A 15,540-nucleotide genomic window follows, 5' to 3' on the forward strand; every position below is an offset into this window, starting at 1 on the left:
GCACCCAGACGGCAAAAAGCCCGGCGGACCGCGAGGTCGTGCCGGGCTTCTTGCTGGTTTAGCTGGTTAGGTCCGAGAAAGTGAGACTTCGGTCGAGGGATGAGGGAGAAATCAGCCCCCTCGCACGTGCTCAGCCGGCTGGACAGGCCAAGTGTTCACTTCTTGTCTGTGCTCACCTAAGTCATATGGGTCTGAAAAATTCTGGAATCAAACACGTTCGCTCGAAATCGAGAATTGACCACCCCTGTCCAGAGCCAAAGCCTGATATTTCCCCGCACACACCTTGTTAGCACGGCCAACCGCCCTTGGTCGCGAGCAGAGCCGCTCCAGCGCAACGAGGGAGCTGCCCATCTACCAAATGAAGCGGCCTGGCCGCAGCCAGATGCCATATTTACGGAAGGTTCTCGCGAAAGATCACCTGGCTGCGCGTGGTCTCCACGCCGCTGAGCGCCTCGCGCTTGTCGCGCAGGTTGGTGAAGATGCGCACGCAGCTCATCAGCGTGGTGTGCGGGCTCTGCGTGATCACCGCGTCCATGCTGCCGTCGATGAGGAGCGCGCGCGTATCGGGCGTGAGGCCGTGGCCGATGAAGACCACCTTCTGCTCGCGCCCCGCTTCCTTCAGTGCGCGCGCCACGCCGTCTGACGCGCCGCCGATGTTGTAGATGCCGCCCATGTCGGGATGCTGCTCCAGCAGCGCGCGGGTCTGGCGGTAGTTCTTGGCCGCGTCGTCCTGGCCTTCGCGCAGGCCCACGACTTCGAGCTTCGGGAACATCTCGTCGATGACGTGCAGGAAGCCCGCCTCGCGCTCCTCGTGCGCCTTGTAGCTCAGGCTGCCCGCGATGAGCGCGACCTTCGCGGCGCGCGCGCCGATGAAGCGGCCGATGAGGTAACCGGCCGTGCGCCCGGCGGCGCGGTTGTCGAGCCCCACGAACGCAGCGCGCTCAGAGTTCGACAGATCCGAGATCAGCGTGACCACCGGCAGCCCGCGCGCGGCCAGCGCGGCCACCGCTTCGCGCACCGCCGGATGTTCGAGCGCCATCATCGCGATGCCGTCGCAACGCTGGCCGTGCTTGCGCAATGCGTCGGCCAGCTCGTGCGGATTGAAGCTCTCGATGAACACCGTGCGGCACTGGACGTTGAACGGCGCCCAGTGCTCCTGCGAGTAACCCACCATGTCGCCCAGCATGCGAATGAAGCGGTTAGTGCCCGCAGGCAGCAGGAACACGAGCCGCAGCGGCGGCGGTGTCAGCGCCGCATAGAGCTCGGGGCCCGGCAGGTAGTCGAGCTCGCCCGCGGCCTTGAGCACGCGCTGCACCGTGGCGTCACGCACGCCGGGCCGGCGGTTGAGCACGCGATCGACCGTGGCGGTCGACACCTGCGCCGCGCGCGCGATGTCGACCACGCGCGCGCGGCGTGCATCGGAAGGAGGTGAAGGGTTATCCCGCATACATCAAAAACCATCAGTATCGAGTTTGACCCGGATGATGCATGCTTTTATCTTCGCTGTGGTCCGAATCCACCGATGCATCAGATTGCATCAAGCAAATTCCGAAGATCCTGGAGACAAAAGACATGACCTCGCTGACTCGCCGCAGTGCCTTGCGCACGCTTTCCGCCCTCCCCGCCGCCGGCATCGTGTCGGCTGTGCCGCGCATCGCGCGCGCTGCGGAGTTCTCGTACAAGTACGGCAACAACCTGCCGCTGAGCCATCCGCTGAACGTGCGCGCGCAGGAAGCCGCGGACCGCATCGCCAAGGAAACCAAGGGCCGGGTCGAGATCAAGATCTTCCCCAACAACCAGCTCGGTGGCGACACCGACATGCTTGCGCAGGTGCGCTCGGGCGGCATCGAGTTCTTCACGCCGTCGGCACTCGTCATCGCCACGCTCGTGCCGGTGGCCGCCATCAACGCGGTGGGCTTTGCATTCAACGACTACAGCCAGGTGTGGGCCGCAATGGACGGCAAGGTCGGGGCGCATGTGCGCGGTGCCATCGCCAAGTCGCGCCTCTATGCGTTCGAGAAGATGTGGGACAACGGCTTTCGCCAGACCACGAGCAGCAAGGCGGCCGTTGCCACCGCGAAGGACATGGACGGCCTGAAGATCCGCGTGCCGGTGAGCCCGCTGTCGATCTCGATGTTCAAGGGCCTGGGCGCCGCGCCCGCGAGCCTGCAGTTCAGCGAGGTGTATTCGGCGCTGCAGACGAAGATCGTCGATGCGCAGGAGAACCCGCTGCCCATCATCCAGGTCGCCAAGCTCTTCGAGGTGCAGAAGTTCTGCTCGCTCACCAACCACATCTGGGACGGCTACTGGTTCATTGCCAACGGCCGTGCATGGGACGCCCTGCCCGCCGACCTGAAGACCATCGTCGCGCGCGCCATCAATGACGCCGGCATGCAGCAGCGTGAGGACATCAAGAAGCTCAACGACTCCGTCGTCGGCGACCTGCAGGCCAAGGGCCTCACCATCAACCGCCCGACGGCCGACAGCTTCCGCGCCAAGCTGCGCGAATCGGGCTTCTACGGCGAGTGGAAGGGCCGCTTCGGTCCCGAGGCCTGGGCGCTGCTCGAAGGCACCGTCGGCAAGCTGGCTTAAGCGGCCATGGTGCATGAATCCACTTTCGAGGCCGCGCCGTTTATCGGCGCCGGCCCTTCGGCAAACGCGCTGAGCGGCATCGCGGGGCGCGCCGACCGCGTGATCGGCGGCGGCGTCGAGGCGGTGGCCGCGCTGCTGGTACTGGTCGAGATCTGCGTGCTGTTCGCGGGCGTGGTGTCGCGCTATGTGTTCCATGCACCGCTGGTGTGGTCGGACGAGCTCGCGTCGATCCTCTTTCTCTGGCTCTCGATGCTGGGCGCCGTGGTCGCGCTGCGGCGCGGCGAGCACATGCGCATGACGGCGCTGCTGCAGAAGGTGACGCCTTCGACGCGCGCCATGCTCGATGCATTCGCCATTGCCGCGTCCATCGCGTTCCTGGTGCTCGTCGTCTGGCCCTCGATCGACTACGCGCACGAGGAGTCGTTCATCGTCACGCCCGCGCTGGAGATCAGCAACGCCTGGCGCGCCGCGGCCATTCCGGCCGGCATCGGCATCATGCTGGTGATGGCGGTGCTGCGGCTGGTACGCGTGTGCACAGGCAAGCAAATCGCGGTCGCGGTGCTCGGCATGGCCGCGCTGGTCGGCATCTTCTGGCTCGCCGCGCCGCTGTTCGCGGCGCTCGGCAAGTTCAACCTCGTGATCTTCTTCGTGGTCGTGGTGGCCGCCACCGTGCTCTCGGGCGTGCCCATCGCGTTCTCGTTCGCGCTCGCCACCTTTGGCTACCTCGCGCTCACCACGCGCACGCCGCTGCTGGTGATGGTGGGACGGCTCGATGAAGGCATGTCGCACCTGATCCTGCTCGCGGTACCGCTCTTCATCTTCCTCGGCGCGCTCATCGAAATGACGGGCATGGCGCGCGCCATGATCCAGTTTCTCGCGAGCCTGCTGGGGCATGTGCGCGGCGGCCTCTCGTATGTGTTGATCGGCGCGATGTACCTGGTGTCGGGCATCTCGGGTTCCAAGATCGCCGACATGGCCGCGATTGCGCCGGTGCTGTTCCCCGAGATGGTCAAGCGCGGCGCCAAGCCCGGCGACCTGGTGGCGCTGCTCTCGGCCACGGGCGCGCAGACCGAGACGATTCCACCGTCGATCGTGCTCATCACCATCGGTTCGGTCACGGGCATCTCGATCGCCGCGCTGTTCACGGGCGGGCTGCTGCCGGCCGTGGTGTTGGGCGCGGCGTTGTGCGTGGTCGTGTGGTGGCGCTATCGCCGCGAAGACCTGAGCGGCGTGCAGCGCTACAGCAAGCGCGAGATCGGCAAGCTGCTGATGGTCGCGCTGCCCGCAGTGCTGCTGCCCTTCGTGATCCGCGCCGCGGTGGTCGAGGGCGTGGCCACGGCCACCGAGGTGTCGACCATCGGCATCGTGTACTCGGCGCTGGTCGGGCTCTTCGTGTACCGGCAGTTCGACTGGAAGCGGCTGAAGCCGATGCTGATCGACACTGCCTCGCTCTCGGGCGCGATCATCTTCATCGTCGGCTGCGCCACGGCCATGGCCTGGGGCCTCACGCAGTCGGGCTTCTCGCAGGACCTGGCCCGCATCATGGGCGCGCTGCCGGGCGGCGCGTATGGCTTCCTGGCCGTATCGATCGTCGCGTTCATCGTGCTGGGCAGCGTGCTCGAAGGCATTCCGGCCATCGTGCTGTTCGGCCCGCTCCTCTTTCCCATCGCCAAGGCCGCGGGCGTGCACGAGGTGCACTACGCGATGGTCGTGATCTTCTCGATGGGCATCGGCCTCTTCGCGCCGCCCTTCGGCGTCGGCTACTACGGCGCGTGCGCCGTGAGCAAGGTCAACCCCGACGAAGGCATCAGGCACATCTGGGGCTACATCGCCGCGATGCTAGTGGGCCTCGTGATCGTGGCCGCCTTCCCGTGGTTCTCGACCGGCTTCCTCAAGTTCTGATCACAACAACACACTCACATCACCGGAGCCAATTGCAATGAGTCGATTCCTCGGCGAGATCCGCCAGCTGGGCTATGTCGTGCACGACATCGAAGCCGCCATGGACTACTGGAGCACCACGCTGGGCGTGGGCCCGTGGTTCTACAACCCCAAGGTGCCCATCAAGAACTACCGCTACAACGGCGAGGCGCACGAGCCGCACAACTCGGTGGCGCTCGCGAACTCGGGCTACGTGCAGGTCGAGCTCATCCAGACGCACAACGACGTGCCCTCGATGTACCGCGACTTCCTGCAAGCGGGCCGCACGGGCCTGCAGCACGTCGCCTACTGGACCGCCGACTACGACGCAGACCTCGCACGCCTCACCGCGCAGGGCTTCAAGCCAGTGATGAGCGGCGAAGTGGGCGAGCGCGGCCGCTTCATCTACTTCGACACCGAGTACCACCCAGGCACGGTGATCGAGCTGTCGGAAGTGGCGGGGCCCAAGGGCAAGATGTTCGACCTGATCCGCAGCGCCTCTGAAGGCTGGGACGGCAGCGAACCGGTGCGCCCCTTTCCCGACCTGAGCAAGCTGTGACGATGGCGGCCGAACGCATCCGCGCGCGCTACCTGATCGAGACGCCGGTGGACCTGGCGGCCGTCGCCGAAGTGATGGCCGGCGAGCAATCGTGCGGCACCTTCACACGCGTGGAGGGCGAGACCGATGCGCTGCGCGAACGTGCGCGTGCGACGGTCGAAGCCATCACGGAGCTGGAACCCGTTGCATCACCGAGCCTGCCGAACGCGCTGCTGGAGCGCAAGGGAACGCGTGGGCCGTGGCGGCGTGCGCATGTCGATATCTCGTTTCCTGTCGCGAACATCGGCGTCAACCTGCCGACGCTCGCCGCGACTGTTTCAGGCAACCTTTATGACCTCGGTGAAGTGACGGGGCTGCGGCTCGAATCGCTGCATGTGCCGTCTGCCTATCGCGCGCAGTTCGAGATGCCGCGCGTCGGCATCGCGGGCACACGGCGCGCCACGGGTGTGGCGAGCGGCGCGCTGGTCGGCACGATCATCAAGCCGAACGTGGGGCTCTCTGCCGCGGAGACTGCCGCACTCGTTGAACGGCTCTGCGCCGCGGGCGTGGACTTCATCAAGGACGACGAAGTCTGTACCGACCCCGCGCATGCGCCGCTCTCAGAGCGCGTCCCCGCCGTGATGGCGGTCGTGCGCGCGCACCAGGAGCGCACCGGCAAGCACGTGATGGTGGCCTTCAACATCACCGATGAAACGGATGCGATGAAGCGCCACGCCGACCTCGTGGAGCGCGAAGGCGGCTCCTGCGTGATGGCCAGCCTCAACTGGTGCGGGCACTCGGGCATCCAGACGCTGCGACGCCACACCGGCCTGGCGTTGCATGGCCACCGCAATGGCTACGGCGCGCTGTCGCGGCACCCGCTGCTGGGCATCTCGTTCCAGGCGTACCAGACGCTGTGGCGCCTCGCGGGCGTGGACCACATGCACGTGCACGGCCTGCAGGGCAAGTTCTCGCAGCCCGACAGCGAGGTCATCGAATCCGCGCGCGATTGCTTCACGCCGCTCACCGATGCGGCGGACGATCGCGTGATGCCCGCGTTCTCCTCGGGCCAGTGGGCTGGCACCGTGCCCGCCACCTGGGCCGCCATCGCCAGCGACGACCTGCTCTTCATGGCAGGCGGCGGCATCCTCGCGCACCCCGACGGCGCGGAGGCCGGCGTGACCAGCATCCGCCAGGCCTGGTCGGCCGCGCGCGCGGGCACGACGCTGCAGGACGCCGCAAAGCACGCGCCCGAACTTGCGCGCGCCCTCGCCTTCTTCGGCAAGCCATGACGCAGGCCCCGGCGGTCGTCTATTACGGCGACGATTTCACCGGCGCGACCGACACGCTGGGCACCGCAGCCCGCGCGAGCTTGCGCGCCCTGCTGTTCCTCAAGACGCCCGATGCCGCACGCATCGAACGCGCCGGACCGCTCGACGTGCTGGGCATCGCGGGCGCGGCGCGTGCAATGACACCGGAGGCGATGCAGGCCGAGCTGGTGCCCGTCGCCGCGCTGTTCCGCTCGCTCGGCGCGCGCGTGCTGCACTACAAGACCTGCTCGACCTTCGACAGTGCGCCGCATATTGGCTCGATCGGTGCCGCGGTGCGCGCGTTGCGCGACGCAGTCGAAGCGCCATGGACAGCGATCGTCGGCGGGCAGCCGAACCTGGGCCGGCATTGCCTGTTCGGCAACCTGTTCGCGGCGGCGGGCGCGGGCGGCGAAGTGTTCCGCATCGACCGCCATCCGACGATGAGCCAGCACCCGGTGACGCCGATGCACGAGGCCGATTTACGGCGGCATCTGGCCGGGCAAGGTCTGACCAACGTGCATTCCATGCCGTTCACGGCGGTGTCGAAGGGCAGCGAGGCGCTCGAGGCGGCGCTGCAACGCACGCTTCAGCCGCCCTCGCCCGCAACGCCTCCTAACGCCGTGCTGTTCGACGTGGCCGACGCCGCGCAGCTCGCGACCATCGGGCAGGTGCTGTGGGCGCGGGCGCAGCGCCACACCTTGCTCGCGGTAGGACCCAGCAGCGTGGTCGACGCGCTGGCGCCAGCGCTGGACTCACGCAACGGCACTGAGCCGACGCAACGCGTCGTCACGCCCGCGCCAGGTCCGGTGCTTGTGCTTGCCGGAAGCCTGTCGCCTGTCACGGCGCGGCAGGTCGCCGCGGCACGGTCCTTCGATACCGTGTGGCTCGATGCGTCAGGCATGGCGCAGCGGGACGCCGCCACGCTGGAACGTCATGCGCGAGACATCGCGAACGGCCTCATCAGCGGCCGCAACGTGCTGGCCTGCACGCGCGCCCTCGATCCGTTGCCGATCGAACGCAGCATCGACGCCCAAGCCCTCGCGCGCGCTGGTGGCGAACTCCTGGCCCGCGTACTGGCCCTGGTCCCGCTGCGACGCGTGGGGATTGCCGGCGGCGACACCTCGAGCCATGCCGTGCAGGCGTTCGACGCCTGGGGGCTTTCGTACGTGGCGGACATCGGCGCCGGCACCTCATTGTGTCGCGTGCACAGCGACGACGCCGCGCTCGACGGCCTGGAGATCATGCTGAAGGGCGGCCAGATGGGCTCGGACGACGTGTTCGAGCGCCTGGTGCACGGCGCGTCCTAGGCGGGCGTCGCGCGGCTTCTCGAGAGAAAGAAAAAAGCCCGGCAACGCAGGACGTTGTCGGGCTTTTTGTCTGGTGCGCTTGTCTGACTCGAATTTACAACAGAGAACCGCATGAATGCTGAGTTTTCCTGATGAGCCAGGAAAAGGTACCGTCAAAAGTACCGTCATCTGCATTTGGCTAGGCGAACCCCCAAGCACGCCACCCGACCCGAGCTCTCCGCTGTCACTCAGCTTCGCTCGAACTGGATGATCAATGACCGCTGTCGCACTACTTGAGCGCGCTCACCAAGCTCGGTGGATACTTGGATCGCAAGGGCAATCCGCCGCTTAGCAACACCGTCATGTGGCGAGGACGGACGACGTACTGGCGTCGTCCTCGGACGGTGGATTGCGAACGAATTTGTGGGTCATCGAAAGATTGAGCCGACACTCCCAATCGGCTGGGATTGTCACCGGCCGCGATGAACAGTGCCGCCTCAACTAAACCCTCTTCGACGCTCAGTCGGTCAGGCGCCAATGAGCAGGCGCAGTTCGGAGCCGGTGTAGATCGGCGTGACCTTGAATCCCGGCACCGTGATGGCAGAGAACTGACCCGTAAGCGTGCCGGCGGTGATGAGCAACAGGGTTTCGCCCACCTTGGGCTGGCTGTCCGCTTTGAAGCTGACGTTCAGCGTGCCGGCTAGGGCCGCCACATTAGCGACCTTCAGGCGACCCGCATCGTTGACCCCCAGGTTCAGTTGCAGCGTTGCGCCGCCAGTCTGGGTGTAGGAGCCGTGCACCACCACGGCTGCGGTGGCGTTGCTGACTAGCGTGCCGCCGCCAGCGTAGACATTGCCCTGACCGAAGGCTGTGGCGCTGTCGGCCTGCAACGTGCCGGCCGTCAGCAGCGTGCCGCCCGCATAGCTGTTGTTGCCGCCCAAGCGTAGCGTGCCGGTGCCCAGCTTGTTCAGCTTGCCGTTGCCGCCGATGTTGTTGCGCCACTGATCGATGGCGTTGAAGCCACCCAGACTGGCGTCCATCGTCACAACCACGTCGCCGTTGAAGGCGCCGTAGCCGTCAGCCGCGTCAAACAGGTTCAGGCGGCCCCAGCCTTCGGCGTCGTCCATCACCGGGTAGCCTGAAGCGATGGCAGTGGTCTTGAGCACCACGCGGCGCTGCTCGGCGCTCAGGTAGGGCAGACGCGTTTCGAGCAGCACTTCAGCACCCTTGGGCACTACGGCGGGCTTGGTGGTGTCGGCGATCTGTTTGAACCCCAAGGTCAGGCGGCGCAGGTACTCGGCCTTGTTGGCGGCGTGGTCTGCGAAGCGATCGTCGGCCAGCTTTTGCGAATGCGCGAACTCATAGAAGGCCGTCGCGTCCTTGGTATCCGCTGCAGCCATCAGCACGGTTTGCGACTGGGCGAAGGCCGCGCTTCTGCGCGTGGCATTGCTGCCAGTCGCCAGGCTCGCGGTGGCCACGGCACTGCCATGAAGGCGCCCGCCGATCACGTCGAGCGGCGAGTGCATGCCTGCGAGAACACGGTTCTCGCCCATCTCCAGGCTGCGCGCCATCATTTCCTGGAAGCGCTGTGGCACGACGTAGGCAAAGGCGATGCCCTTACGCACGGCTTCGGCGGTGTGGCCACTCACGAACCCTCCATCGGTGACGGGCGTGCTGCTACGGGCCGACTCCAACCCTGGTGCGATTTTGACGCTGGCGCTCCAGCGCCACGGGCGCGCGTATTTATAGAAGCGCTTGGCCGGCTCCGTAGAGCCGTTTTCGCCAATGTTGTCCAGCAGATCGACTACGGTGCCAAAGGTGGGGTTGGCCGCGCCAGCGATGCCGACGTCCTTGCCACCGTCGGTGTAGAGCACGGTGGCCGCATCGGCCGGGACGCTGGTAAGCGTGGTGCTCTGTCCGGTGGCGGTGCGCCAGGCGGCCGTGAGCGGGCCCATACCGTCGCTGATGCTGAAGCCCTTGCCGCGCCGGTCGTCCATCCAGGCCGCCAAGTCGCCAGCCGGCGTGCGCGCGTTGGTGAGGTCGATCACGTACTGGATGTTCTGATTTAGCACGGCCGCATTGAGCGCCTTGCCGTCGGTGGCGCTGCCAGGGATGCCGGTCCAAGTTGTGCCGTTGATGGCCGGGAAGCCATCACGCGCCGCGGCTGTCACATCTGCATCCACCACTCTGGAGGTGGGCTCCCACAGGTCGAGGAAGCCCGCCGCCACACGCACGCCGGCGTTGGTTTGCAGCGTGGCGAAGCGGGCGTCGCCACGCTGGTTGGTGGCGACGTTGTCCACGAAGGGCGGCACGGTCGTTTCATTGGGCGCCGGCGCGCTGTCGACAAAGCCTAGATCTTTGGGCGGCCCCGCCACCTCGATCACTGGCGCTGGTGCGGACGTAGTGCCGGGAAGGAATAGCGGCGTGTTTTCGCTGCCGCCCCCGCAGGCGGACAGGCAGAGTGTGGCAACGAGGGAATAAGCAAAAAGGGAGCGAGGCAGGAAAACAGAAGGCATGAAACAGAGAAAGAGGGAGAGCAAAGTCGCGTCGACCCAACTCCGGGTCGACGCATACAGCCCGGAATTTACGAAAGCAACAAGTCACCGCAGTGAAACATCGCTCCAAAGAGCGTCCCCGGGACATGCTGAATATTCAAAGCCCAAACATGGACGGCAACGATTCTTTCCACGAAGGAGGTGCGGACGAAAACTTGGAGCACTTGGGGGAGTTCGTGTATTCATTCATGCGAAGACCTCATTCGAAGTACACCGACAAGCAGAAGAAGGCAACTATCGATACAGGCGCCACCAAGCGAACTGCATGTCTTCATCTCGGAGGCCATGCATCGTTTCATCAAGTAGGACGGCCTAGGAGTCTGCGCGGCAGAAGTTTTTGAGTTGCTCGGCACGCGCCGTTGCACCTTGCGAACGGCCCGAGGGCGTTGGCGTAACGTCCTGGGTGCCCATGGAACTGCGTGAGCCGCCCGACTCGGCCCGCCGGAAGCTGCCAGACACGCCTCAGCTTCTCTCTCTCGTTCTCATCTGGCCTGCAAGGCGCACATTCTTCGCAGGTTCAGCGCCATGCACACGAGCTTGAACTCGGCCTTGACCTTGTGCAGCCCGCGCAAGCTGAACTGCCCGAAGCCCAGCACACTCTTGATCCACCCGTTGGGCGCCTCCACGCTCCACTTTCTTTTCCGGTAGGCCGCTTGTCCTCGGGGCGTCTTCAGCCTGGCATCCATCTCAGCAGTGCACGGGTATCGCTCGGCGTCGATGTCCAGCGCCTGCTTGCCCTCTCGGCCCAGCGCCACGATCAGTTCGCTCGGACTGTCCTTGAGCTGCTCGAACACCGCCTCCGAACGGAATCCCGCATCGGCCAGCACCTGTCGTGCGTCTTCGCCCAGGTTGGCCCTCACTGCCGCCAGCAGCACTGGCAGGCGGTCACTGTCGGCGGCGTTGTTGCTCAGTTCTGCCGCCACCACGATCTGCGCGGCCTCGTCCACCGCCGTGTGGGCGTTGTAGCCATAGTCGTAGCCCCCGCCCGAGCGCTTCATGATGCGGCTGTCGCTGTCGGTGAAGCTCTCCTGGGCGCCGTCCTTGGGCACGCCGAAGTCGCGCTTGTAGCGTCCTCCCTTGGGCTTGCCGTCCTTGTCGCGGGGTTTGCGTTCGTCGTCCTTGCTGCGACCACGCGCCGCATCGGCTTCTTGCTGGCGTTGCTCCAGGCGCAGCTTGGCCTCGGTGATCGCCTTGAGCCGGTCCTCGCGCCGCTTGATCTCCCCGGGAATGTCCAGGTCCGGCTCGTTCTTCTCCAGATCGTCGGCGGCCTTGGCACGGTTGAGCAGGCCGTCGATCTGCGCCTTGAGCTCGCCCTCGGCCTTGACCATCCGGTCGTAGCTCATGGCCTTGTGGCGGCTGGCGTTGGCCTTGAGCTTGGTGCCGTCCACCGCCACCGTCCCCAGCTTGACCAGACCGCACTCGCGCGCCAGGCGCACCACCTGCACGAACAAGGCCGCCAACTCTTGCAGGTGCAGCGCCCTGAAGTCCGACAGTGTTCGGTGCGCCGGGTAGTTCTCCGCGGCCAGCACCCGCAGGGCCACGTCTTCGTGCAGCTTGGCCGCCAGCTTGCGCGAACTGAAGGTGCCCGTGGCGTAGCCATAGATCAGCACCTTGAACATCATGGCCGGGTGGAAGGGCTGGTTGCGCGCCCCGCCCTTGGCGTAGCGCGCATGGAAGGCGCTCAGATCCAGGCTGTCGACGCTGTCGCTGATGAAGTACGCCAGGTGCCCTTCGGGCAACCAGTCTTGAAGTGCATCTGGAAGCAGCCTTTGCTGTTGCGGCTCGTAGGGAAGGTAGCTGATCGGCATGCGCCCAAATCTATCAAGCCTCTGCGCGATCGTCGCGCTCTGCCGCGCAGGCTCCTAGTCCTTAGCACTCGGCTAGGACCGGAGCTCATGAGCACTATGTTGGCTCGCCATCGAAACGATGATCATCAGCAACGCCCGCTCCATCGCTCACTCTGAACGAGTCGCCCAATATCGCTGACCTGGGTGGATATCGCGGGTCACCGGTTCGAGGCTGAGTTACTCAGTGCGACGCACGGGGGTGCTTGCCTGAGAACGCAGCATGTGGCAGCTTATTTCGAAGGCGGAAAACGGAGTTGTTCTTTTCTCGGGTCTGACAGTCCACAACCATTGCGCAGTTCATTCAGGCAATGAACTCCAACATTCGTTGATACACCGAGAATCGATGCCAAATCTCTCTTGACTCTCGCCGCTTCCCTCGAATGCCGAAAAGGCCTTGGACTTTCGACATAGATCAGTTCGATATTTTTTTTCCGCACCGCCATTGAGCGGTGCTACGATTTCTCTCAACCACCCTTTAAATCTCCTCGCCAACCCTCAGCGGGTCTACTTTTATTTATTTTTTAGATGGAAAAATCCGCAATGAGTAAGATCTTCGCAACGGCGATCGCCGGGCTTTTCACTGTTGGCGCATACGCGCAGACGAATCCTGCCGAAATCGATCCCACAGGCAAGGGCAAAGCTGTTGATCGCGCCGAAGCTCGCAAGAGCGCTCAACCGGCCAGCCAGGTAAAAGCGACCGGTGGCGATCAAGCCACGGTCGCAGAAGGTAGCGGTGGAGTAACCGCTAGTAAGGCTTTGGATGCTGGCGAGGCGCGGAAACAAACGCGCGATGCGCGCCGCCCCGCCAAGAGCGGCGGCAAGAAACCAGTGCCTATTCAAGGCGGTACGCCCCAGTAATTCGAGTGAAAGCAATAAAAAGGCGCTACCCAATTCGACCTCAGCACGTGTTGCTGCAAGTCATTTTTCTTAGTAGGCGTATGTGCTGAATGCCCTTGCTGCAATCGGCTGCCGGTAGCGCGAGATTTTGTTAAATCTACAGGATAGTGGAGTCTCAGCTTTTGACTGAATACGAAGTAACACGCGCGCTCTTCTTGGAGCAGGAAGAACCGATGGGGGAAAACACTGCAGTGCTCTCAGGCAATTTTCCGTGGAGGCTGGGCCCTATTCGCACGAAAACATGCACCTGCGGCAGTATCGTGTGCCAGACACTTCACCAAAGAGTGACGGCTGACATGTCCCGCCGCTTGTTCATCGGGGGCATGGCGGCGACCTTGGCGCCGTTTGCCGTTGCGCAGAATGCTAGTGGGAGTGCCCAGCAGTTTAAGGACTCGGAACGCCCGTTGCTGCTGACGAATTTGCGGCTGTTCGACGGCTCCGGCAAGGCTGTGCGTGCTGGCGTGCACGTGTTGGTGCAAGGCAAGGTGATCTCGGCCCTCCCCCCAGCAGCGGAGAAAGTCGAGGGCGCTCAGATAATCGACTGCCAGGGCAAACTGGTGATGCCGGGGATGATCGATGCACACTGGCACACGATGCTGGCAGCGATCGAGCAGATGACAGCGATGACGTCTGATCTAGGTTATCTTTATCTGGCTGCAGCACAAGAAGCACGTCGTACGTTGATGCGTGGTTTCACTTCAGTACGCGATGCAGGCGGACCGGCCTTTGCACTCAAGCGTGCCATCGACGAGGGCATGGTGGTCGGACCGCGTATCTATCCTAGCGGTGCCATGATCTCGCAGACCTCGGGACACGGGGACTTCCGCCTGCGCAGCGACATTCCGCGCGCGGCCAATGACCCGCTGAGTCTGGTCGAACGGGTCGGTTTGGCCATGGTCGCTGACGGCGAGAATGAGGTGCTTCGCCGAGTACGCGAGCAACTAATGCTGGGCGCCTCGCAGATCAAGCTGCTGGCGGGTGGCGGCGTCGCTTCGCTGTACGATCCGCTGGACAGCATGCAGTTTTCAGAGCGCGAGTTGCGCGCCGGCGTAGACGCAGCCGCGGACTGGAACACTTATGTGATGGCGCACGTGTATACGCCCAAGGGTATCAAGCGCGCAATCAAGGCCGGCGTGAAGAGCATCGAACACGGCCAGTTGGCCGACGACGAAAGCGCGCGGATGATGCGCGACGAAGGCGTTTGGTGGAGCCTGCAGCCATTCCTCCAAGACGAGGACAGCAATGCATACCCCGATGCTGGGCGGCGCGAAAGCCAACGGCAAGTAGCCCAGGGCACGGTGAAGGCTTTTGAGTTGGCGCAAAAGTACGGAATTCGGACTGGCTGGGGTACAGACATTCTGTTCAATGCAAAAAATACACCGACACAAGGCAGGCAGTTGGCCAAACTGGTGCGTTTCTACGACCCGCTGACTTTGCTGGGTCAAGCCACTGGCATGAACGGTGAACTGCTAGCTCTGTCAGGCGAGCGCAACCCCTACCGTCGTCCGTTGGGACGCATCGCTCCCGGCGCGTTCGCGGATCTGCTGGTAGCTGATGGAGACCCGTCTGTGAATCTTGAGTTCTTAGCAGATCCGGAGAAAAACTTGCGCCTGATCATGAAAGACGGGAATGTCTATAAGAACACGCTGTAGGCCAAGGCAATGACCAAGCTGGCCGCTATGTGTAACCTCAGAAGCCCTGCAATATGGGCCATCGGACTGCTTTCCCTGACTTGTGCTTCCGCACAGACGTCGGTATCCGATGATCGCGAGAGTGAAGCTTGGCGCTTTCAACTCACGCCTTATGTTTGGATGACGGGCCTGGAAGGGCATATAAGCCCGTTCCAGGGCGCCCCCACAGCCCATGTCGACAAATCCTTCTCCGATGTGCTGAAGAAGCTGGATGCGGCAGCCTTCATCGCGGGCACGGCTCGCAAGGGGCAGATTGTTTTGCAGGGGGATTTCACCCATTCTTCAACCTCGGATGCTGCCTCCCTGCCACAGGGCTTTTCGGCCGTAGGCAAAGTGCGCCAAACCTCGTTGACTCTGATTGGAGGCTACAACTGGTCGACCGGCGCAGCCTCCAGCATCGATCTGATGGCAGGCATCCGACTGTGGGACATCAAAGCCACCGTACAGGTGCCTGGTCTAGTGACGATACGGTCGAACACATCGTTCGTTGACCCGATCGTGGCTGCTCGCTGGCGGTACGACCTCGCGCCGCGGTGGTCCACATTGATCTACGCAGATGCAGGCGGTTTCGGCTTGGGCTCGGACACCACTTGGCAAGTTCTAGGCTCGGTGAATTACCAACTCAGGGACAACATCTACCTGTCGCTGGGCTACCGGCATCTGGGCGTGAACTACCGTGATAGGGGAAAGCGCCTCGATTTCACGCTGGGTGGGCCGCTGATCGGCGCGACGCTCCGCTTCTGAGCATTGCGCGCGGCTTTCCCACCGCCTTACCCCATGCAACACAAGGCCGCAGCACCGCGCAAAAATTGCCTCCACACGATCTAATCTTGACCTCTAGAACCTGCACGGCACCCGCGTCGGTGTCAGGCAGACACGAGACTCATTGAAGCAGTGAACCGAC

General features: G+C 64.0%; 11 protein-coding genes. 8 read left to right on the top strand and 3 right to left on the bottom strand.

The features are described from left to right. Nucleotides 1-391 precede the first annotated feature (391 nt). On the bottom strand, nt 392-1,447 hold the full coding sequence (locus ACAM52_RS21565; RefSeq protein WP_101490954.1) for a LacI family DNA-binding transcriptional regulator: 1,056 nt from the start codon (nt 1,445-1,447) through the stop codon (nt 392-394). A 125-nt stretch (nt 1,448-1,572) separates the two neighbouring features. Here ACAM52_RS21565 and ACAM52_RS21570 point away from each other — a divergent pair, with 125 nt between their 5' ends. From ACAM52_RS21570 to ACAM52_RS21590, 5 genes are read left to right on the top strand one after another with little or no spacing between them, the layout of a single operon-like run. Further along, nucleotides 1,573-2,592, top strand: a complete 1,020-nt coding sequence (locus ACAM52_RS21570; protein ID WP_192195195.1) for a TRAP transporter substrate-binding protein — start codon at nt 1,573-1,575, stop codon at nt 2,590-2,592. A 6-nt stretch (nt 2,593-2,598) separates the two neighbouring features. Beyond that, a complete protein-coding gene (locus ACAM52_RS21575) occupies nt 2,599-4,494 on the top strand; it encodes a TRAP transporter large permease subunit (protein ID WP_369644592.1) in 1,896 nt (631 codons plus the stop codon). Nucleotides 4,495-4,531: 37 nt separating this feature from the next. Continuing rightward, complete coding sequence (locus tag ACAM52_RS21580) at nt 4,532-5,071, top strand: VOC family protein (RefSeq protein WP_369644593.1); 540 nt, start codon at nt 4,532-4,534, stop codon at nt 5,069-5,071. Nucleotides 5,072-5,073: 2 nt separating this feature from the next. Continuing rightward, nucleotides 5,074-6,342: a ribulose-bisphosphate carboxylase large subunit family protein gene (locus ACAM52_RS21585; RefSeq protein ID WP_369644594.1), complete on the top strand. Its 1,269-nt coding sequence runs from the start codon at nt 5,074-5,076 to the stop codon at nt 6,340-6,342. After that, nucleotides 6,339-7,667, top strand: coding sequence for a four-carbon acid sugar kinase family protein (locus tag ACAM52_RS21590; RefSeq protein ID WP_369644595.1), 1,329 nt, complete (start codon nt 6,339-6,341; stop codon nt 7,665-7,667). The genes ACAM52_RS21585 and ACAM52_RS21590 overlap by 4 nt, the downstream gene beginning before the upstream one ends. Nucleotides 7,668-8,173: 506 nt before the next feature. On the opposite strand, the gene ACAM52_RS21595 is transcribed toward ACAM52_RS21590, so the two are convergent. Together ACAM52_RS21595 and ACAM52_RS21600 are read right to left on the bottom strand one after the other, a co-directional pair. Next, complete coding sequence (locus ACAM52_RS21595; RefSeq protein WP_369631563.1) at nt 8,174-10,162, bottom strand: phosphatase PAP2 family protein; 1,989 nt, start codon at nt 10,160-10,162, stop codon at nt 8,174-8,176. Between the two features lie 521 nt (nt 10,163-10,683). After that, entirely contained in the window at nt 10,684-12,009 is a 1,326-nt protein-coding gene (locus ACAM52_RS21600; protein WP_369631562.1) for an IS1182 family transposase, read from the bottom strand. Nucleotides 12,010-12,588: 579 nt separating this feature from the next. On the opposite strand from ACAM52_RS21600, the gene ACAM52_RS21605 reads away from it, so the two are divergent. The 3 genes from ACAM52_RS21605 to ACAM52_RS21615 all read left to right on the top strand — a co-directional run bounded on the left by ACAM52_RS21605 (nt 12,589) and on the right by ACAM52_RS21615 (nt 15,380). Next, complete coding sequence (locus tag ACAM52_RS21605) at nt 12,589-12,906, top strand: cell envelope biogenesis protein TolA (protein ID WP_369631561.1); 318 nt, start codon at nt 12,589-12,591, stop codon at nt 12,904-12,906. A 335-nt stretch (nt 12,907-13,241) separates the two neighbouring features. After that, the gene (locus ACAM52_RS21610) at nt 13,242-14,597 is read left to right on the top strand and encodes an amidohydrolase family protein (protein WP_369631560.1); all 1,356 of its coding nucleotides are present in this window, start codon (nt 13,242-13,244) and stop codon (nt 14,595-14,597) included. A 9-nt stretch (nt 14,598-14,606) separates the two neighbouring features. Continuing rightward, entirely contained in the window at nt 14,607-15,380 is a 774-nt protein-coding gene (locus ACAM52_RS21615) for a hypothetical protein (protein WP_369631559.1), read from the top strand. The last annotated feature ends 160 nt before the right edge of the window (nt 15,381-15,540 follow it).

It is taken from the genome of Variovorax sp. V118 (assembly GCF_041154445.1).
In the GTDB taxonomy this organism is placed as follows: domain Bacteria; phylum Pseudomonadota; class Gammaproteobacteria; order Burkholderiales; family Burkholderiaceae_C; genus Variovorax; species Variovorax boronicumulans.